The organism is Steroidobacter cummioxidans, from assembly GCF_003104955.1.
The window spans coordinates 61,229-81,485 of record NZ_LSRW01000008.1 but is presented as its reverse complement, the minus strand read 5'-3'; the positions used below and the strand labels follow the sequence as shown (position 1 = coordinate 81,485).

Genomic DNA, 20,257 nt, shown 5'->3' with positions numbered 1-20,257 from the left:
CCGTGGATCCTCAATTCGCATCGATACCGAGCATCGCGGAGACATTGGCGACGAGATCACGCAGGGTAGGTTCGTGGTTAGCGAAGCCATGCGTCTTATGTTGGCCGTTGACGTCCCACTCGCATAACGCGAATACCCTGCCTTCCACGGCAGTTCTCTCAAGAGTGATGTAGCGCGTCGACGATGCAGGAGTGCCCTCGATTAGAGGCTCGCCATCCTTATATACGATCGCGACGAAGTAGGCTTCCGGCGGATGCTCGGGCGGCGGCATACGCATCAGATGGATTGTGTATCCGCCGCGTCGGAGCGTTTCGAAGCCGATCTGACGCATGAACCGTATCATGTCGTCCGCTACGGTTTCCGCCTTGAAGTTCGGCACATGGACCGCGTGCTGGGCCGCCTTCGCGAACAGGCGAGTCACAGGCTCGCCTGCTTGCCTCGGATTCGCGATGAGTGCCTGGATGTCCCGATCGTATCGAAAGGCCGCATCACGCAGCGAAACATGCTCGAAGTAATAGAGCAACGGCCGGACCGGCGACTGAGCTTGCGCGGCAGGCCGCTCGGCAGACTCAGAGGTCGCCTGCCCAACGACCTCACCAGCAGCGAGAGCTGTTGCGAGCAACATGAACGTTGCAGCCATCAAGCGCGTTTTCCGGATTTGACTCGTGCGCATCGGCATTCCTCCGTGACCGCTGTATCCACCCGCTCGACATCCCGAGTCTGCACGGGGTGGCAGTCGAAGCGCAAATGCACTCGCATCGCGACGCGCAACGCCGCTTGTCCATGCGCTCGACAAGGAGGACGACGTGAGAAATATCCCTTTGTTTGCATCCGTGGTACTCATTCACCGGCTCCTTCATAACGAACGAGAACCTCGAGACTGGCGCGCGTAACGATCTCAAGAACAAGGCAGCGGCCCTTGGCGGCAATCTGGTCGTACTACTCACCGAACGCGCCGGCCAATCGGGGGGATTCGGCGAAAAAGGTGGCTCGGTCGAGCAGACAAACGTCACCCTGAGCGGAAACGTCTATCGCTGCCCGACGTGAAGCGCAGCGCGCTTCCCAATTCGCGTACCTCGCGCGCAATCTGCTTGACTCGTGCCATTGAGGAATCCGCCGTCGTAGTCGTCCTCGATCACCGACGCGCCGAGAAGCACGCGCACGAGACATCACAGCACCGGTGGGCGACTGGTGCGACGGCGTGACTCTGTCAGTGAGCACCGATAGGCAAGCCCATTGAGCACTCCGATAATGTTCGCATGGCCAAGCCTTCCGCTGGTTACGCCGATCCGACTCGACTGCGCCCCTTCGAGTCCAAGAATGCGGATCTCACGGTGATCATCGAGACTCCGAAAGGTAGTCGCAACAAATACGCGTATGACCCGGAGGAGCGGATTTTCGCATTGCGCAAGGTGCTGCCCGCCGGCATGGCGTTCCCTTACGACTTCGGCTTCGCACCTTCGACGTTGGCCGGCGATGGAGATCCGCTCGATGTCCTGGTACTCATGGATGAACCGGCGTTTCCGGGCTGCAAGCTCACCTGTCGCATTGTCGGCGTCATCGAAGGCGAACAGGTCTCCAAAAAGAAGCGGGAGCGCAATGATCGCATTGTGGCGGTGGAGAGCGACAATCACAGTTACGCGCACGTCAAACGAGTCGACGATCTCGGCAAGAAGTTCGAGCGCGAGATCGAGGAGTTCTTCGTGAACTACCACCATTTGATAGGAAAGGAGTACCGCATCCTTGCCTTGAAGGGGCCTGCTACCGCCCGTCGTCTCATAGAGAAGGCTCGCAAGCATGCACGGTGAAGTGCTCGGAGATGCATTCCAAGGGCCTATGCGTTGCTGAGGCCGCCCATCTAATAAGAATGTCCCAACCCCGACGCCGTTTTATTGCCGGCTATTCGCAGAAAACCGCCTTGCGGCATGTCACCTATCGATTGTCAGGTTCCTGGCGGGTCCATGACGTGTCCGAGTTGAGTGGTTTGCCTCACTATCCCGCCGCCTCACCGAAGTGAACGCCCATGATCGTCCGTAAACTGAGATTGCAACGGGGTTGGACTCAGGAGCATCTGGCTCAGCTCACCGGCTTGAGTGTCCGGAGCATTCAACGAATCGAGCGCGGCCAGGCATGTAGTCTCGAAACCCTGAATTCATTGGCGGCCGTTTTCGAGGTGGAGCGCGCGATCCTCAACTCTGGAGAAGTCGAAATGGCTAACGATCTATCGCTGACGGCAGAAGAAGGAAGGGCACTTGAGTACGTAAAGGGCATCAGGGACTTCTACGGCCACGTCTTTATGTACCTCACGTTTGTTGTCATCTACGGTTTCGCGTTCGGGCTCACACACCCTGTGATCCTTTGGGGTGCTATCGGTTGGGGCGCCGGACTGGTTGCTCACGGCCTGACCGCTTACGAGGTCATCACGTTTCTCGGCCCGGATTGGGAGAGGAAGCAAATCGAAAAACGTCTCGGCAGGCAACTATAGGAGCCGATCACGCATCGAGGCGACTGGGCGGGAATTCAGTTATCGCGGGCGGTATCAAGATGCACTGCCCCGTTGGAGTACTTCCTACAGGTCGACGAGTCTTGGGGATCATTCCTAAGGGTAATCGTCGTCACAGAGCCTTCCTCGACAACGATGAACCCGAGAATGTGTGCGATCGACACAAACTCTTGATAAAACTGCTCACCCGTAAGCTCTGTTTCCCAAGCCGCACTGATTACAGCGCACACCCCGGGACTGAGAACCAAGGTGCGACCGCTCAACTGGCTAACGGCCTGAGCCATCGAGCGAAAGTCTACATCCCTGAAATGAGGAACGACCTTCGCGGGCATCCGCGCAGCAGGAGGAGTGTCGCCTGCGTCGATGAAGCGATTCTCTGGCGAGGGCTCCTGCCCCCATGCAACCCAGGCCAGAGCCATTGCGACTGCGGCGGTTGCCACTTTTGTCCCGTGCTCGAACATGCTGGTGCCCTCCAAAGCAATAGTGGTCGCAAGCTCCGATACGCCACTGCAGACGGCGGCAACGCGTCCGCATAGGTACATGCTAGCCCACTGCGAGCTCGAATTCGATGCGCCGACGCGGCAGCTTCAGTGGGTGTATGCTCGCATTAAGACCCGCAGCAGGCTTTGGCGCGGGTCGCCCCACAAATTGAACAACTAACTAGACTAGGGTCGGATTTTCTTCCCCGGTTCCTGCGATTTGCCGCTAAGCTGTTCAGGAAGGCGCGCGACTACGTGCCAGCGTTCCATCGCTGCTTGTGGCTGCGTCCCCGACCACTAACAAGCCATTGACGCAAAGAATGAGCAGCTTCGCGCATCGAGGTACTTCGTGGATGGAGTGATCTCCGCTATCTTTCCGGTGCTGCTCTTTTCCTTGCTCCTATCGTGGCTGGTGTACGTGCCGATCTTCATGCATCTGCTACGTCAGTTTTCCGAGGCGGAGTTCAAGAGATGTCGCGGGCGCTATTTCTTCACCGGCGCCAGTGCCGGATTCATGTTTTACTATTTTTTCGTGAAGGCATACCGAGGGGTTCCGGATCGGCGTATTCGCTTTCACGGCGCAATCATCACGGTGACGCTTTGCTATGCCCCACTTGGCGCGGTAGCGATCCTTTGCCTCGATTCAATGTATAAGCCGTCATAGAGCATGAGCAGTATAACGACAGACAAGTTGGTTGAAGAAGGCGCGCGGCTACCAATCTGTCGCCGGGCAGCTGCGGCTTGAGTGGCACAAGCAGGCCAACTCGTCCAACGATCGAATCAAGGCTCCGAAGTAGAGCCTGAGCGGACGCTACCCGGTGCGTTCCCGCCAAGCAGAGAATCAATCGACCTTCCCAACCGGCGGCCCGTCTCTGACAGTATTTGAACGTGTATCAGGCATTCGTCGCTGTTGCGAGCCGCTTCAAACTGCTCTCTCCAGGACGACGATGATCGTGATTCGCTACTTTGGCCGATCAACTGGATCGTAACAGGGGCAGCGACCATGCAGGCCACGTAGCGAATCTGACTGCCGTACCGAGTTTCTTCCTCATAGGTAACAGGCCGCTGTACCCTGCCGGGAAAAATCATCCCATCCCTCTGGTATACCCATGACGTGGATTCGTTGGCACTACATTCCGGCGGGCTCTTCGAGCAGGAGGCGAACACCACACCCACGGGGGCACCACACTCGTTTTCTATCGTCCAGCGGGTAAGGTCCGCCGGGTCACGATTGAAGGCGTAAACACAGTTTGTAGCAGCCCAGGGATCCGCTTCTGTGAATATAAGACCGACACCCTGGGACGCCGTCCCGCTCTTGGCTTCCCGTTGTGCACTAGTGGCTTGCGCCGAACCCAGCGCCGACACCGGCTCAATCCCACTGCGATGTTCAGAGCGACCCTCAGCGATGGATCGGCTTGCGCCGGGGCTAACGCCACGATCTGCAGATGCTTCTTTCCGGTCAAGCACGCGCTGTGCTGTCCCGCCGTCAAGTTGCGCAGACTTGCGCACCCGTTCCGCCAACTCGATGTTTGGCGACAGTCGCAGCTTGAGTAGCAAACCTACTGTAAGCACAACGATTGCTGCTGCCACCAGTAGAAAGGTGGTACCCATGCTGATTGCAACCCAGCCGATGCTAATCTTGCTGTTGCGAATGGAGCTCCACTGACTCAACAGGTAACTAGCCAGGGAGGCCGCGATGACGAGCAGAAACACGACGACCAAGGTAGAAGTGTCCACTGGGCTCTCCGAGCTGTGACACCGAACTGTGCAAGAGCGTATCAAACTCGGAAGGTCCGGGCTCCAGTGCCCACCATGACAGGATGGTCTATATGTGGCCAGCTAGCGAAAACGCCTCTGAGGACTCTTTGCCATGCCAGCAACCCGATAAGTCGAGCGTTCTCGCCATTATCAAGAGAACCCTCCTCGCGCTGGCCGTGGCGCTTGGTTGTCCGCCTATGGCATCTGCTGCAGGTTCGACGAGCAGCGCAGACCATGCTCAATGGCAGCGCGAGGATATCGCTGCCTTTCGTTCGAGTTTTCTGGCGGTCGATCGCTCGTTCAGCCCAGCCGCGAAGGCCGCCGCGGAACAACGACTCTCGCGCATGGAGCACGCATCCCTGAGTGGCGTTGAGTTCGCAGTCGAACTCTGTCGTATTGCCGCGCTCGCGGACAATGGTCACACACAATGTTTGCCGACTTGGGTTGGGCGCAATATCTGCCAGCGCGTCGCATCCATAGGAGTAAACATTGCGCCGTGGTGTCGGCTGCAGACGCCCCGAGTCGAAGTCAGTGACTTTGGGACCGTAGCTATCGCATTCCGTCCGTTTGGTGAGCGATTCCACGTCGTTGGGGTGCAGGATGAGAACGCGGCGCTCCTCGGTGCGCAACTGGTCGCGGTCGAGGGCAGGCCCATTGAGGCCATTCACGCGACGTTACGCACGTTCTCAGGAGGTACAGCAGCCCTTCGTGATCTCAGAGCAGCAGGCGTGCTCGCGAGCCCGCCGCAGCTACGGGCCGTAAAACTGGCCCGCAGCGAGCGCTCTGTGACATACGAGCTCGTTACTGTCGACCACAAGCGGATCAAGCGAAGTTTCGACGTTTCGCCGATAAATTGGCAAGCTTGGCGCGGCCTGCCTGCACTGGAGCACGCGGCATGGGCATTTCAGCAGCCCAATGAACCGTTTCGCTACCGGGATGCACCTCAAATCGAGTCCGTGGTGATACAGGTGCGACAGATTCAGGACGATGGGGACCGCAAGCTCGAGCACTTCTTGCGCGAAGCAGACGCACACAGACAGCGACTCGGGCGAAAGAACGTCGTGCTCGATATGCGCTTCAATGATGGCGGCAACTTATATCTCGTCCGCGACTTCATGCGACACTGGCCATCGCGCACCGACGGTCATTTCTTCGTTCTGACGAGCCACCAGACGTTTTCGGCTGCAATTGCCAGCATCGCTTACTTGAAGCAAGCCGGCGGCGAGCGCGTGTCGATCGTAGGCGAGCCGATTGGCGATCGACTGATGTTCTTCTCAGATGGGCTGCCGATTCAGCTGCCGAATTCGGGTCGCTTCTTTGTGCCGTCCGTCGTACGCATGGACTATCACGGCGGCTGCCGCGAGTATGACGACTGCTCGGAGGGAATTGCGCAACCCGGTCGGTCGACGGCGAGCGCCGCCCTACCCTGGCTGGGCCCGATCGAGCGCCTCCCAATCTCCGTACCCTCCCTTCAGCCCGATACTTTCGCGCCGTGGACCATCGAACCCTGGCTCCGCGGAACGGACCCCATGATGGATGCCATCAATGATCTAGCCGGCACTGGCGCGAAATAGGCGAAAGCGAGCCACATGCACGGCTGCAGGCGAACACTCAGCGCACGAGCGGAACCTGCGATGACACGCCGACCTGGTGGACCAATCCCAGGCGCCGCTCGACCTGAATCGCGCGCGCTGCGATCGTGCCTGGCACGACCGTTTGGAACTTGGCCAGCCACCTGGCCCGCAGGTCATGCACCTTCTGATCGCGCTCGAGCAATGCGTTGACGTACGTGAGCGCTTCCTCATCCGTAAGGTGCTCATAAGCAGCGGCGTACTTCTGCGTGGCCTGGATCTGACCGTCGACGATCGCAGCCTGTTCTTTCTGATATTCCTTGTACAGCGGCCAGAACTTCGCGGCCTGATCGGCCGTCAGCGTCAGCGTCTTCGCCATCACGTCTGCGGACTTCGCTTCCAGATCCTTGCGGAAGTCCGACACGATCTGCTCGGGGGTGGGCTCTGCGGCAGTGACAGAGGACGGCGCCGCTTCTGCTGACCAGACGTGGAAAGTGCCTGCCAAGGCAACGATCGCCAGGATGCGAGTTTTCATAAATTATCTCCGCGACCACGCAATTCGAGTCTAGGAGGCAGGCCTGTCTGGGCCATCAGCAGCGCGGGCATCTCGATTCAGGCGATGCAGTAGTAAGTAACCATCGCGTCGGTTATGATCTGTCTCCACCAACGAGACAGCGCAATGCCCCGACCCAAACTTCATAGCGACGATGCCATCTTGGATGCGGCTCGCCGGGTCCTGCTGCGCGTGGGGATCGAAGACTTCACGCTGCAGGCCGTGGCGGTCGAGGTCGGGATCTCACGCGCCGCTTTGATCCAGCGTTTCAACAATCGCGACACATTGCTTCGGCATGTTGCCCTCCGCCACACGGAGGTGACGCGTCAGGGGCTCGAAGGCATGGATTGCGAGCCCGGCGTGCAGGGTCTCTGGCGCTTTTTGTGCACACTGGTTTGTGGCATGGGATCTGGCGAAGGCATCGCCAACCGTCTGCCGCTGATCTTGCAGGAGACGCGCGACCCTGAGGTCAAGCGCCTCGCGAACGAGCGCTATCGGCTGGTCCAGCACGCCATCGCCATTCGTCTGCCACCCGATATCAAATCGCGCGATGACTGGGGCGTGGCGCTACAGGGCGCCATCGCCGGGGCGACGATGCAGTGGCTTTACGACGATCACCTGCCCCTCGATCAGTATGTGCTCCAGCGGCTCAAGTTCACGATGGAGCGATTGTTTCCCGGCGAGACCTTCAGGCTGCCTCGCCCGCCTGCAGATAGGAAATGAATCATGTCGACCGCCCCTGCGCTGCCGCCCACCAACGACTCGATCATCGCGCTCGCCGCCCGTCACGGATTGAAGGTGCGCGATGAGATCGTCGTTGAGAACGTCGGCCTCGATTTTCTGGTCGCCTTCGCGACGGCCACGAACGGCGAACGCTGGGTGCTGCGCATTCCGCGTCGCGCGGATGTGATCGACAGAGCGCGACACGAGGCTCGTGTTCTACAAACGATCCGCCCTCAGTTACCCGTTGCCGTGCCGGACTGGCGCATTCACAGCGTCGAGCTCATCGCCTATCCACGGCTCGCCGGCACACCCGCGATCACGATGGATCCGACCTCGATGCAACCGATCTGGCATCTGGACCGCGACAATCCTCAGTTCGTGGAAACATTGGGCGCGTGCTTGTCCGCCTTGCATGGTATTGCCCACGAGACTATCGCAGCGGCGGGTCTACCCGTGCGCGACATAGATGAGGTACGCGCGGCCAGAGTCGACGTGTTAGATCGGGTACAGCGAGAACTGGGGATTGGCGAGGAGCTTTCGCAGCGCTGGCGGAAGTGGCTCGATGACGATCGCAGTTGGCCATCCCAAACGGTGATGACCCATGGTGATTTGTATGTGGCACACACCCTCATCGACGAGCACTCTCGAGTCGTCGGCGTGCTGGACTGGACCGAGGCCGCCATCAACGATCCAACCATCGACTTCATCCATCATCTGGTTGGATTCGGCGAGGCCGGGCTCGATCAGCTGATTGCTGCCTATGAGCGGCATGGCGGTCGCACGTGGCCCAACATGCGACGTCATGTGCAGGAACGCCAGGCTTCATTTCCGCTCGACTATGCGCTGTATGCGCTGACGACGCAGAATCCGGAACACCTGAGCAGCGCCCGGATGCAACTGGGCGCCTGATCTGCTCGCCTCGCTTCACTCACCAGGTGGCGGGAACTTGGTCGGCGCTGACGGGACGCTCAGCTGGGACTTCGGTGTGCGCGCGAGCGTCTCCAGGAGCATTTCCACCGCCTTCTCCACGCTGGGGTCGCGGCCGGCGGCGACTAGTTCGGGACGGTCGATCACCTCAACGTCCGGCGCCACACCTTCGTTCTCCACCGCCCACTTGCCATCGGTGTCCATGAACCTGAATGCCGCCGCCGTTATCGTGCCATTGTCCGCGAGTCGCGGGCTGCCACTGTTGCCGATCAGGCCGCCCCAGGTGCGGGTGCCGATGAGTGGCCCAACGCCAAGCTTGCGGAAGTAATACGGGAGAGCATCGCCGCCCGAGCCGGAGTAGCTATTGATCAGCATCACCTTCGGCCCAGCATGATGCAGCAGCGGCGTGGGCGATGGTTCGAGTCCGCGGCTTTTCCAATAGTTCAGCGGCTCGCGCGCCAGCAACTCCGCGAGACGATCGGGGATGTTGCCGCCCGCGTTATAGCGATCGTCAATAATGAGTGCGTCCTTGTCGGCATAGGCGCCCATGCCTTTGATCAACTCCTGGTGGCCCACGACCGAGGTATTCGGCACGTGGATATAGCCGATGCGGCCACCCGACAATGCGTCGACCATGGCCCTGCGCTGCTGCACCCAATCGGTGTAGCGCAGGTTCTGCTCGGAGGCGATCGTCTTCACGCGCACTTCGCGTGCATCCGGCTCGGCCGGACGTCGGTTCACACGCAGCGTCACCACGCGCTCGGCCTTGTTCTCCAGCAACTGGTAGAAGTTGCGGACACTGCGCGCGTCGACGCCGTCCACCGCGAGAATGAACTCGCCATCGGCAACGTTCACACCGTGCTCGGCCAGCGGCGAACGCGTCGAGGCGTCGCTGGAGTTCCGCGAAAAGACCCGGGCGACACGGAAGTAGCCGGATTCGTGCGCTTCGATCTCGGCGCCGAGTAGACCGCCCGCGCGGCGCTCGACCTTGCGCTGATCGCCGGACTCGACGTACACGTGCCCGGCGTTGGCCTCTCCCGCAATCTCGGTGAGCAGATAATCGAGGTCCGCCCGGCTGTTCACGTTCGGCAGCAGCGCTTCGTAGCGCGCTCGAACGGCATTCCAGTCCTGGCCATGCATGCCGGGGTCATAGAACCAATCACGCAGTGTTCGCCACGCGTCCGCAAACAACTGGCGCCACTCCTGGCGCGGCTCGATGCGAATCTCCCATCGCTCCAGTGCAAGCTTGCCCTTGTCGAAATCGGCTTCAGGTGCGGCGTCGACGATTGCGAAGCGCTCACCTCGGCGCAGCAGGAGCTTCTTGCCGTTCGCCGAGAGCGCATAGCCGTCGATCTCATCGGCGATCTTCTTGAGCTTGTCGCTCTCATCGAGCGCCAGCATGTGCAAGCTCCCGGGGCTGTTGCCGCTCGCTGAGACCACGAATACGCCTGCGGCGTTCGCCTGCAAGCGAGAGTAATTGCCTGCCGGCGCGTTGAGTGGCCGGGCGCGAGCATTGAAGCCTTCCACATCGATGCGTACCACGGGTGCAGGTTTCGTCGCATTCTTTTCTTTGGCGACTGTCTTGGCTTCGACGGGTTCGCCGATTGCAACCTCGTCGCTCTTCGGAGGGAACAAAGCCGGCTGATCGGCGCGCAACGGCACCGCAAAGATGCGCGTGGCGCTGTAGTACAGCCAGGTGCTCTCGTAGGCGCTGTAGGTGCGGTTGTAGTCGCGATCGGAGAGAAAATACAGATAACGGCCTTCGGGATCGAATACCGGCTGGTGGTCTTCCGCCGTACCGTCGGTCAAGCGATAGTTGCGCCGCTCGCCGATCGAGTGCACCCAGATGGACGGATTGCGTCGCTCGGCAGTCTTCACGTACGCAAGCCAGCGGGAATCCGGCGACCAGCGATACTCCGTAATATCCTCCCGGGTGCTCGTATCCACTTCACTGATGCGACCGCTGCCCACTTCGACGATGTGCAGGCGTTGGCGCTTGTCGGCGAAAGCGATCTTGCTCGAATCCGGCGACCACACCGGTGGGAATTTCCAGATATCACCATCGCGGGTAATACGCCGCGGCTCGCCGCTGCCGTCCTGGGCGCGCACATACAACTCGTACTCGCCGGAAGCGTCGCTGAGATAGGCGATCCAGCGGCCATCCGGCGACCAGGTGACGCTGCGCTCCCGGTGATCCGGCGTATTGGAAACATTGCGCGGCTCACCGTACTTGGCCGGAAGCGTGAATACCTCACCCCGGGCGCCGAACACGGCGCGATTGCCATCGGGCGCGATATCGAAGCTTTCGATGAAGCTCCCCGCTTTGACATACCGCGGCTGTGTCTCGGGAAAATCGCCGATGACGCGGATGGGCACTTCCTCGGCCCGCCCGCTAGCCGGATCGAAGCGCCAGATTGCGCCGCCGCGCTCGAAGACGAGACTATCGGGGCCGGCACTGGGCCACAGGACATCGTATTCGTCAAAGTGGGTGAGCTTGCGCGGCTCGCCGCCGCTGCTGGACATCGCATACAAATTGAACGTGTAGTCGCGATCGGAGACGAAGTAGATCGTCTCGCCGATCCACATGGGCGCGTGATTGGTGGCCCGGCTTTGCGTGAGGCGCTGCGAGCTGTTGTTGTTCAGATCGTAGATCCAGACGTCCTGGGCAAGGCCACCGCGATAGCGCTTCCAGGAACGGAAATCATCATCGAGCGGTGTATACACAAACTTCGCGCCGTCCGGCGAGAGCATGCCGCCGCCGGTCTCGGGAATCGCGAGCGGCACTTCCATGCCGCCATCCACCGGGATGAGATAAGGTCGGCCGCTACGAATCCTGGTCGGAGTGCGGTTGGCGCGCACGACGACATGGCGGCCATCGCGGGTCCAGTCGAGCACGCGATAATCAGTTCCGCCACGTAGCGGCTGCGGGCCGATATCGTTGTACCAAGTGAGCTGGCGCGGTTCGCCACCGGCGCTTGGCATCACGTAGACCTGGCGGGTGCCATTGTATTCAGCCGAAAACGCGAGCCACTCGCCGTCCGGCGAGAACTTCGGATAGAGCTCCATGCCCTCGTGCGAAGTCAAACGTTGCGCGGTACCGCCGCTTGCGCCGACGATATAGATGTCACCCGCATGGACGAAGGCGATGCGATCGCCATGGATGTCCGGAAAGCGCAGCGGCTTGCCCGGACTCTGCGCGTGGGCAATGGAAACCGCCGCCAGCACTGTGACAGCAACGAGAAGGCGAATCATCATGAGCGCCCCACGCAACATAGCTGAGATCGGCCACTGTATCGCAAAAGCCCGGAGCGGAATGCGGCCCTACGGGAAAAAGCAATCCGGGATATCGGCGTTGTTTGCTACGGGTTAGACTCGAGCGAAAGACACGCCCTTGGCCCGAAACTCGTTATGACGCTTGCGCGCGATACCCAGCGGATCGAATCGGAGCGGCTCACCTTGCGAAGGATCGAGCCGGACGACTTTGAGTTCTTCGCTCATGTCCATGCGGATCCAGAAGTAGCGCGATATCTCTCGCACGGAAAGCCTCGTTCTGCTCAGGAGTCGCACGTCTGGCTTCAGTCCGTCCTTCGGACTTACGAGGATTTCTCACTCGGGCAGCTCGCCGTGCTACGCAAGTTGGACGGCATGCTGATCGGCCGCTGCGGACTGAGCGACTTGGCGGTGGAAGTCAGAGCAAGCGCAACCGCAGTTCCACGCGGGTGGTATCAGCGTGACGACGCACCGGCCGATGTGCAGATCGTGTTTGAGCGGGAGCTCGGGTATACATTCCACCGCAATAGCTGGGGACAAGGCTACGCGAGCGAGGCCGCGCGCTGCGTCTTCGACTATGCACGCGATGTACTGCGGCTCCCACGCGTGATCTCGCTCATTCATCCGGACAACAGCCGGTCCTTGCGGGTAGCCCAACGATTTGGAGCACAACGCGAGGACGTCGTGGAAGTTATGTCCCGCCCCTTCGATCGCTTTGCGTGGCCGATCTCGCCGTAGCCGCCCACTCCCCGGATGATTCGCTCTCAGTTCTTGCCGGCGAAGTTGTAGAGAACCGTGGCAATCGATTTTTCCGCGCCCGCCATGCCGTACACCTTGCCGGCGCCTTCGATCACGTAGAACTCGTTGGCGGCGTGCGCATTGCCGCCGAGGCCCGCCGAGCCACTGATGACGGGCATGTTGAGTTTGTCATTGCGCACGAGATACGCCGGCCAGGCAGGCGCCATCATGTTCATGCCTGCGCCACCGAACAGTGCGATGCTTGGCTCATCCGACAGCTTGCCGTGCTGCATGTTGAACGCATCCATCATTCTCACCACCGCGCGCCCGATCTCCGTGTTCGTCTCGACCTTCGACCACGGCATGTCGCCGATAACGTTGATCTCGACATCGTTATAGCCGCGCTTGTCCAGGTGCTTGCGCAGCTTGGTGAGGAGCTCTTCGGAGGTGACGTTCGGCACATATCGGAAGCTGTGCTTGGAGACCACCTTGTTGGGCAGGATCGAGCCGGAGCCGCCCGCGAACATGTTGCCGCCCCAGATGCCATCCAGGTTGAACGACATGCCAAAGCGCTGCTGCTTGATGTAGGTGTACGGATCGTCCGTGAAGAACTTCTCGACCCCCAGGTTCTGCGCAGCCTTCTTCAGATCGAGCTGCGTTGCCTCCTTGCGCATCAGTTCGTCGGCGGCCGCGGGAATCGGCGCGACGTTGTCGTAGAAGCCATCGATGAGAACCTTGTGGGTGTCCTCGTCGATCAGCGTCGAGAGCATCTTCATGTGGCGCCAGGCCGGCGATGCCACCGTGCGCTTGTTGCCACCGTGAATGTCGCTGTAATTGGGGCCCTGACCCCACTTCTCACCGCTCGTTGTCAGCTCGACGTAGAAGAGGCCCTCGGAGCCCGCGCCCAGCCGTCCTGCACCGCCCGCGCTCTGGCCGCCGAAGAGAAACATGGCATCCGCCTTCGCGAATTTCTCTGGATGCTCTGTCATGAATTTGCGATACCCCATGGACATGCGCTCCTCGTCACCATCCGCCACGAAGATGATGTTCACGGGCAGAGTGCCGGTGACGGCCTTGATCGCCATGAGCGCATTCAGTTCCACCATCTGCGGGCCCTTGGAGTTGACGGCGCCGCGGCCGATCAGCACTTTTTTGAACGGCGCCTGCTCGACGAGGCGGCCTTCGAACGGGGGCGCTTTCCACAGGTCGGGCTGCGTCACCGGCATCGTGTCGTACATCCAGTAGATGACCAGTGTCTTCTCGGCGCCCTCATCGCAGTTCGCATAGACAACAGGATTGCCTTGCTGACCCCAGTCGGTCAGGCCAGGTTCGTAGATCTCCGTCTGCTGACAGCCGAGCTGATCGAAGAAGCCCTTCACCATCTCGGCGGATTCCTGGATGCCCTCGCCCGTGTTGGAAACGGAGGGCTGCTGGATCCACTTCTGCAGATTGGCAACGTGCTGATCGATATTCGCGTCGATGTAATCGAAGACCTTCTTCAGCTCTTCGGACTGGATCCGACTCGTGTCGATCGAGATCTCTTCATCACCCAAGGGACGAATGTCGAGCTTCGGACTAGCTTGCGCAGCAGGCGCCGTGGCGGCACTTCGCTGCGTCGGCGACTGCTTGCTACAACCAGCGAGCACTGCCGCACCCGCCAACACCGCCGCCACGTACATTGAGATTTTCATTCGTCACTTTCCGTTTGTTGTTCGGTGGACCGTCGCGGCGCCTGCCGCCATGGCCGATTGACGGCCAGGCAGCAGGCAACACCGTCAACTCAGTTCAGTCCCGCATAGTTGTACAGCACGGTGGCCACGGACTTCTCCGCGCCCGCCAGTCCGTACACCTTGCCGGCGCCCTCGATCACGAAGTACTCGTTCGCCGCATGAGAGTTACCACCCTGGCCGGCGTTGCCGCCGATCGTCGGGAGGTTGATCTTCTCGTTGATGCCTTCCTTCGTGACGAAGAGATACGCGGGCCACGCGGGCGAGTTCATGTCGTCCATCATGGAGCCGTCGCCGTCGATGGCTGGTATCGATGAAAGCTCGCCGTGCTCGATGCCGAAGGCATCGAACATCTTCACCACCGCGCGACCGATCTCGGTGTCCGTCGCGGCTTTAGCCCACGGTTGATCGCCGATGATGCTGATCTCGACGTCGGTGTAGCCGCGTTTGTCGAGATGTTTGCGCAGCTTGTTCACGATCTCCTCGGACGTCATGTTCGGCACATAGCGGAAGCTGTGCTTGGAGGTCACTTTGTTCGGCAGGATCGAGCCAGAGCCACCCGCGAACATATTGCCGCCCCAGATGCCGTCGAGATTCATCGACGTGCCGTAGCGCGCACGCTTGACGTACTCGTATGGATCGTCGGTGATGAGCTTCTCGACGCCGAGGTTTTTCGCTGCCTGATCGAGCTTCACCTTCGAGGCAACCTGACGCAGCTTCGCATCGAGCTCCTTCGAGATCGGTGCAACGTTCTCGTAAAAGCCGTCGATCAGAACCCTATTGGTGTCCTCATCGATCAGCGTCGAGAGCATCTTCATGTGGCGCCAGGCCGGCGAAGCGACCGTACGCTTGTTGCCGCCATGGATGTCGCTGTAGTTCGGTCCCTGCCCCCACTTCGAGCCACTGGTGGTCAGCTCGATGTAGAACAGCCCTTCGGAACCGCCGGACAGGCCTCCCTGGCGACCGAAGCGGTACACCGCGTCGGCCTTCGCGAACTTTTCAGGGTGCTCCAGCATGAACTTGCGGAAGCCCATCGACATGCGCTCTTCATCACCCTCGGCGACGAAGATCACATTCACGGGCAGCTTGCCGATGGCCGCCTTGATCGCCGTCAGCGCGTTGAGTTGCACGACCTGCGGCCCCTTGGAGTTGTTGGCGCCGCGGCCGATCAGCACCTTTTTGAAAGGTGCCTGCTCGACGAGTTGACCTTCGAACGGCGGTGCCTTCCATAGATCGGGCTGCGTCACCGGCATCGTGTCGTACATCCAATACAGCACGACGGTTTTCTCGGCACCCTCATCGCAGTTCGCATACACGACGGGATTGCCCTGCTGGCCCCACTCCGTCAACCCAGGCTCGTAGATTTCCGTTTCCTGACAGCCGAGCTGATCGAAGTAGCCTTTCACCATCTCGGCGGATTCCTGGATGCCTTCGCCGGTGTTCGACACCGACGGCTGCTGTATCCATTTCTGGAACGTGACGACATGGTCATCGATGTGCTCATCGATGTAATCGAAGACCTTCTTGAGCTCCGCCGATTTGATCTGGCTCATGTCGATCTTCACTTCTTCGTCGCCATACGGACGGATGCCGAGCTTCGGTCCCGCCGCGTTGGACGCCGCCGGAGCGCTACCTGTCACCGCCGGTTGCTTGCCACATCCCGCAAGCAGCGATGCGCCTAGCACCGCCAATACTTTCGCCGCTACTTTCACGTGCGCTTCTCCCCAGGTCCGAGCAGGCATCAGTTCTTACCGGCGAAGTTGTACAGCACGGTGGCAACGGACTTTTCCGCGCCTGCCATGCCATAGGTTTTTCCAGCGCCTTCGATCACGTAGTACTCATTGGCCGCATGCGCGTTGCCGCCCTCACCTGCCGCGCCTCCGATCGTCGGGATGTTGAGTTTGTCGTTGACGAACACATACGCCGGCCATGCGGGCGAGAGCATGCTGCTGCCGCCGAAGATCGTGGGCGCATCCGACAGCTCCCCATGCTCGATCTGGAACGCAGTAAACATGCGCGAAGCTGCCCTGCCGATCTCGGTGTCGGTCGGCACCTTGGCCCACGGCTGATCGCCGATGACATTGATCTCCACATCCGTGTAGCCATGCTTGTCGAGGTGCTTGCGCAACTTCGCCAGGATGTCGGCCGACGTCATGTTCGGCACGTAACGGAAGCTGTGCTTGGAGGTCACCTTGTTCGGCAGGATCGAGCCGGAGCCGCCCGCGAACATGTTGCCGCCCCAGATGCCATCCAGGTTCAGCGACTGGCCATAGCGCGAGCGCTTCACGAAGTCGAACGGGTCGGAGGTGATGAACTTCTCGACGCCAAGGTTCTGCGCTCGCTTGGTCAGATCGAGCTTCTCAGCCGCTTTGCGGAGCTTGGCCTCAGCGTCCTTCGACAATGGTTCGATGTTGTCGTAGAAGCCATCGATCAGCACCTTGTTGGTGTCCTCATCGATCAGCGTCGACAACATCTTGATGTGACGCCAGGCCGGCGATGCCACAGTACGTTTGTTGCCGCCGTGAATGTCGCTGTAGTTCGGTCCCTGCCCCCATTTCGAGCCGCTGGTGGTCAGCTCGACATAGAACAGGCCTTCCGAGCCGCCACCCAGGCTACCCTGACCGCCGAAGCGATACACCGCATCGGCTTTGGCGAACAGGTCGCTGTGCTGTTGCATGAACGTGCGCAGGCCCATCGACATGCGCTCCTCGTCACCTTCTGCAACGAAGATGATGTTCACCGGCAGCTTGCCGGTCACGGCTTTGATGGCGAGCAGCGCATTGAACTGCACCATCTGCGGCCCTTTCGAATTGGTCGCACCGCGGCCGATCAGTACCTTCTTGTAAGGGGCCTGTTCGACCAGACGGCCTTCGAACGCAGGGGCTTTCCACAGATCCGGCTGCGTCACCGGCATCGTGTCGTACATCCAGTAAAGGACGACCGTCTTCTCAGCACCCTCATCGCAGTTCGCGAACACGACGGGATTGCCCTGCTGTCCCCACTCGCTGATGCCGACGTCGTAGATCTTCGACTCCTGGCAGCCGAGCTGGTCGAAGAACCCCTTGACCATCTCGGCGCTCTCGGCAATGCCCTCGCCAGTGTTCGACACACTGGGCTGCTGAATCCATTTCTGCAGTCTGATCACATCCTGGTCGATGTTCGTGTCGATGTAGTCGAAGACTTTTTTCAGCTCGTCCGACTTGATCTGACTCATGTCGATCTTTACTTCTTCATCCCCGTACGGGCGGATGCCCAGTGCCGGACTCGTCGCGCCCGCGGCCGCAGCACCTGTGCTTGCCGTGGTTACTGGCTTTTCGCCACAGCCGGTCAGCACGCAGGCGCCGGCACCCAGCAGCGCAACCGCTACCGCTCTTGAAATCGTCATCTTCACGCTTTGCCCCTTTTCGTCAGCTGGTGAATGCACGCGCACCCGCATCGGCGATGCGGGTGCGCGCATGCCTCAGAACGCCTTGCGAATGTTCAGACCGATTTCACGCGGGGTCTGAGTGACCACACGACGGTCGGTGTAGATTGCCGTGGCCGTCCGGTTCGTCGCCGCATCGATCACGCCCACGGAGTCGAGCACGTTGTTGACGAACAGATAGGACGTCCAACCACCGCGCTCCACGCCCAGACGCAGATTCACCTGGCTGAAGTCACCGATCTCGTTGGTCTGCAGATCCGCTGGGAACGGTCGCAACTGCGTCATCGAGGCGCCGGTATAGGAATAGTTGATCCGCACCAGACCCGTCATGTCGCCTGGCAGTGCGTGCTGGTAGTCGATGCTGAACGAGGCATTCAACTTCGGAACGTAAGGCAGGCGATCTCCGGAGAGACCCTGCGTCGTCGTCGCGGGGATATCCGGAAGTCGCTGGTCTTCGGTGAGCTCGGATTTCCAGTTGTAGGAGATACCGGTGATGAGCTGCAGCCCGCTGAACGCGCGATACGTCATCTCGATCTCCGTGCCCTGCACCTGCGCCGTGCCTGCATTGCCGATATAGGCGCAGCAGTTGTTCGGAGTGCGCAGCGTGGTCTGCGTGTTCTCCCAGTCGACCTGGTAGATGCTGGCATCGACGGTGACGGCGCCCCCGAACCAGGATGCCTTGCCGCCTATTTCATAGTTCCAGACCCAATCCGGTTGATAGGTGGTGAACTGCAGCGGAATGTTCGGAATGACGTTCACGCCGCCCGCGCGGAAGCCCTTGCTGGCGGTGGCGTAGATCATGTACGGGCCGGTCGGGAAGTCGTAGCTGATGTTGTACTTGTACAGCCAGCCTTTCGAGCTCACTTCCGCGCTGGACACCAGCGGGTCCTGCACGAAGTTGCCGTCTCCCCAGCCGTTCATCAAGACACCGCCGGCCGTGGACTTGGTGAAGTCGAAGCGACGCAGTCCGTAGTTGAGCGACAGGCCATCCAGCGCCGGCAGCAGGCTGCCGACTTTCCAGGTGAGGTCGCCGAAGAACGCGGTCTGCTCGGTCTCGCCGTCGATGAACCGATACCAGTACACCGGGAAGGTCGAGAGGTCATCGATCAATCCGTCATCGTAGATCGCCTGGCCGATGGTGCTGTCGACATGGTCCTTGCGCTCCTCGCGATACGCGCCGACGAGCCAATCCACCGGGCCATTGCCATTCGAGGCGATGCGCAGCTCGTTGACGAACGTCCTGACCCAGTTCGGCTTCACGAGCGCCGCGGGCTGAAGCATCGTCCGCGAGTAATTCGTATATTCGTCGAGCTGCGCCGGCGTACAGGCGGGAACGCTGGCGGCCGGCGGCGGCGGCGAATCAACGAGCGCGCCGCGTCCCGTGGCGAGCCACTGCCGGCATAAGCTCGCGCTTCGCTCGCTGCGCTGATAGGTATAGGTGAAGTCGCTGGCGGTGGTTCGTTCCCACTTGTAATACGAGGACGCCCAGTTCACGTCGAACAAGGTCGTCTTGAACTGCAAATCGCTCGAGAACAGCTCCAGATCGTCCTCCGACTGCGCGATGACCGGCGCGTAGATCTTGAAGTCCCCCGGCGTCGGCTGGCCGGCAAGAGGCTCGCCACTCGGATACGTCGTATCCCAGTTGCCGTTCACTCGCTCCGATTTCTGATACATCCCCATGCCATGCCATGACACGAAATCCGCCGGAGTCCACGTCAACATCACGCGCCCGCCGACGATGCTGCCCGTGTTGATGTTCTCTTTGTTCTTCACCACCCTGGACACCGCCTCCGGCGTACCGGTCGTGCGATCCGACCACGCGTCGTCCACGTAGCCACCGCGATCTTCCTTCCACGCGGCAACACGAACACCGAGCACGTCGTCGATCAACGGAAGGTTGTATGCACCCTTGATCCAGGTGCTGAAATCGCCGCCGCGGATGGTCGAGACGGAGCCGTCCGCCACGCCTTCAGTTTTCGTGGTGCTGGCCTGGTTGAAGAGCACGCGGACCGCGCCGCCCATCGAGCTCGATCCATACAATGTGCCCTGCGGGCCGCGCAGCGCCTCGATTCGCTGCACGTCGAACAGATTCGCTTCCTGGGTGAAGCTGCCGGATGTCTGGGACGTGTCGGAAGGCCCGAACATCGGAACATCGCCGTAGTACAGACCGACCGTGGCCTCGCCGCCCGGCGCGCGAATGCCGCGCATCGTCATGCGACCGCCACCGTCACGACCGCCTTCGATACGCATCGTCGGCACGAGCACCGAAATGTCCTGCATGTTCGTCACGCCGGAGCTGACCAGCGATCCCTCTGTCACCGCGGAGATCGCCATTGGCGTCTCCAGCAGAGAGGTGTCACGACGCGTGGCAGAGACCGTGACTACCTCCAACTGAGGCGAATCGGCGTTCGTTGCGTCCTGCGCAAACGCTGGCGTGAAGCCCGTGCTGAGCGCCAGAAGCCCAACATAACCGGCACGTCCGCGTGCAATATTCAGAGCCGCTGCGACCGAGCGGCGTACAGATTGAAGGTACCGTGTGCGCGCCGCGACCCGGTTCTGATCAATTTCCCAGTGCATATAAACC

At 60.6% G+C, this 20,257-nt stretch carries 16 protein-coding genes and 1 pseudogene; 8 read left to right on the top strand and 9 right to left on the bottom strand.

The window, feature by feature from the left end:
• Nucleotides 1-10: 10 nt before the first annotated feature.
• On the bottom strand, nucleotides 11-673 hold the full coding sequence (locus D0550_RS05895) for a hypothetical protein (RefSeq protein WP_153067059.1): 663 nt from the start codon (nucleotides 671-673) through the stop codon (nucleotides 11-13).
• A gap of 170 nt (nucleotides 674-843) precedes the next feature.
• On the opposite strand from D0550_RS05895, the pseudogene D0550_RS05890 reads away from it, so the two are divergent.
• The 3 genes and pseudogenes from D0550_RS05890 to D0550_RS05880 form a co-directional block, all read left to right on the top strand.
• Nucleotides 844-1,047 (top strand): annotated as a pseudogene (locus D0550_RS05890) (DUF4156 domain-containing protein); the annotation flags it as partial.
• Between the two features lie 212 nt (nucleotides 1,048-1,259).
• Nucleotides 1,260-1,808 (top strand): inorganic diphosphatase, encoded by a 549-nt coding sequence (locus tag D0550_RS05885; RefSeq protein WP_116808183.1) that lies wholly within the window; start codon nucleotides 1,260-1,262, stop codon nucleotides 1,806-1,808.
• A 215-nt stretch (nucleotides 1,809-2,023) separates the two neighbouring features.
• Nucleotides 2,024-2,485 (top strand): 2TM domain-containing protein, encoded by a 462-nt coding sequence (locus D0550_RS05880; RefSeq protein ID WP_116808182.1) that lies wholly within the window; start codon nucleotides 2,024-2,026, stop codon nucleotides 2,483-2,485.
• 35 nt (nucleotides 2,486-2,520) lie between these two features.
• On the opposite strand, the gene D0550_RS05875 is transcribed toward D0550_RS05880, so the two are convergent.
• Complete coding sequence (locus D0550_RS05875; RefSeq protein WP_153067058.1) at nucleotides 2,521-2,964, bottom strand: hypothetical protein; 444 nt, start codon at nucleotides 2,962-2,964, stop codon at nucleotides 2,521-2,523.
• A 367-nt stretch (nucleotides 2,965-3,331) separates the two neighbouring features.
• Between D0550_RS05875 and D0550_RS05870 the strand changes: the two genes are divergently transcribed.
• The gene (locus D0550_RS05870) at nucleotides 3,332-3,646 is read left to right on the top strand and encodes a hypothetical protein (RefSeq protein WP_153067057.1); all 315 of its coding nucleotides are present in this window, start codon (nucleotides 3,332-3,334) and stop codon (nucleotides 3,644-3,646) included.
• A gap of 116 nt (nucleotides 3,647-3,762) precedes the next feature.
• Here the strand turns inward: D0550_RS05870 and D0550_RS05865 are convergent, their stop codons facing one another.
• A complete protein-coding gene (locus tag D0550_RS05865) occupies nucleotides 3,763-4,719 on the bottom strand; it encodes a hypothetical protein (RefSeq protein ID WP_116808179.1) in 957 nt (318 codons plus the stop codon).
• A gap of 989 nt (nucleotides 4,720-5,708) precedes the next feature.
• On the opposite strand from D0550_RS05865, the gene D0550_RS34590 reads away from it, so the two are divergent.
• On the top strand, nucleotides 5,709-6,314 hold the full coding sequence (locus D0550_RS34590; RefSeq protein WP_153067056.1) for a S41 family peptidase: 606 nt from the start codon (nucleotides 5,709-5,711) through the stop codon (nucleotides 6,312-6,314).
• A gap of 37 nt (nucleotides 6,315-6,351) precedes the next feature.
• On the opposite strand, the gene D0550_RS05855 is transcribed toward D0550_RS34590, so the two are convergent.
• Nucleotides 6,352-6,846, bottom strand: coding sequence for a hypothetical protein (locus D0550_RS05855; RefSeq protein ID WP_116808177.1), 495 nt, complete (start codon nucleotides 6,844-6,846; stop codon nucleotides 6,352-6,354).
• A 144-nt stretch (nucleotides 6,847-6,990) separates the two neighbouring features.
• On the opposite strand from D0550_RS05855, the gene D0550_RS05850 reads away from it, so the two are divergent.
• Together D0550_RS05850 and D0550_RS05845 are read left to right on the top strand one after the other, a co-directional pair.
• Nucleotides 6,991-7,587, top strand: a complete 597-nt coding sequence (locus D0550_RS05850; RefSeq protein ID WP_116808176.1) for a TetR/AcrR family transcriptional regulator — start codon at nucleotides 6,991-6,993, stop codon at nucleotides 7,585-7,587.
• Between the two features lie 3 nt (nucleotides 7,588-7,590).
• Nucleotides 7,591-8,496: a macrolide 2'-phosphotransferase gene (locus tag D0550_RS05845; RefSeq protein ID WP_116808175.1), complete on the top strand. Its 906-nt coding sequence runs from the start codon at nucleotides 7,591-7,593 to the stop codon at nucleotides 8,494-8,496.
• Nucleotides 8,497-8,511: 15 nt separating this feature from the next.
• Here D0550_RS05845 and D0550_RS05840 read toward each other — a convergent pair whose 3' ends face one another.
• Entirely contained in the window at nucleotides 8,512-11,769 is a 3,258-nt protein-coding gene (locus D0550_RS05840) for a S41 family peptidase (protein ID WP_116808213.1), read from the bottom strand.
• A 153-nt stretch (nucleotides 11,770-11,922) separates the two neighbouring features.
• Between D0550_RS05840 and D0550_RS05835 the strand changes: the two genes are divergently transcribed.
• The gene (locus D0550_RS05835) at nucleotides 11,923-12,522 is read left to right on the top strand and encodes a GNAT family N-acetyltransferase (RefSeq protein WP_116808174.1); all 600 of its coding nucleotides are present in this window, start codon (nucleotides 11,923-11,925) and stop codon (nucleotides 12,520-12,522) included.
• Between the two features lie 26 nt (nucleotides 12,523-12,548).
• Here D0550_RS05835 and D0550_RS05830 read toward each other — a convergent pair whose 3' ends face one another.
• From D0550_RS05830 to D0550_RS05815, 4 genes are all read right to left on the bottom strand, one after another.
• Nucleotides 12,549-14,213, bottom strand: coding sequence for a M20/M25/M40 family metallo-hydrolase (locus tag D0550_RS05830; RefSeq protein WP_116808173.1), 1,665 nt, complete (start codon nucleotides 14,211-14,213; stop codon nucleotides 12,549-12,551).
• Between the two features lie 89 nt (nucleotides 14,214-14,302).
• Nucleotides 14,303-15,961, bottom strand: coding sequence for a M20/M25/M40 family metallo-hydrolase (locus D0550_RS05825; RefSeq protein ID WP_161965656.1), 1,659 nt, complete (start codon nucleotides 15,959-15,961; stop codon nucleotides 14,303-14,305).
• A gap of 29 nt (nucleotides 15,962-15,990) precedes the next feature.
• The gene (locus tag D0550_RS05820; protein WP_161965655.1) at nucleotides 15,991-17,634 is read right to left on the bottom strand and encodes a M20/M25/M40 family metallo-hydrolase; all 1,644 of its coding nucleotides are present in this window, start codon (nucleotides 17,632-17,634) and stop codon (nucleotides 15,991-15,993) included.
• Between the two features lie 75 nt (nucleotides 17,635-17,709).
• Nucleotides 17,710-20,250, bottom strand: a complete 2,541-nt coding sequence (locus D0550_RS05815) for a TonB-dependent receptor (protein ID WP_116808170.1) — start codon at nucleotides 20,248-20,250, stop codon at nucleotides 17,710-17,712.
• Between the last annotated feature and the right edge of the window lie 7 nt (nucleotides 20,251-20,257).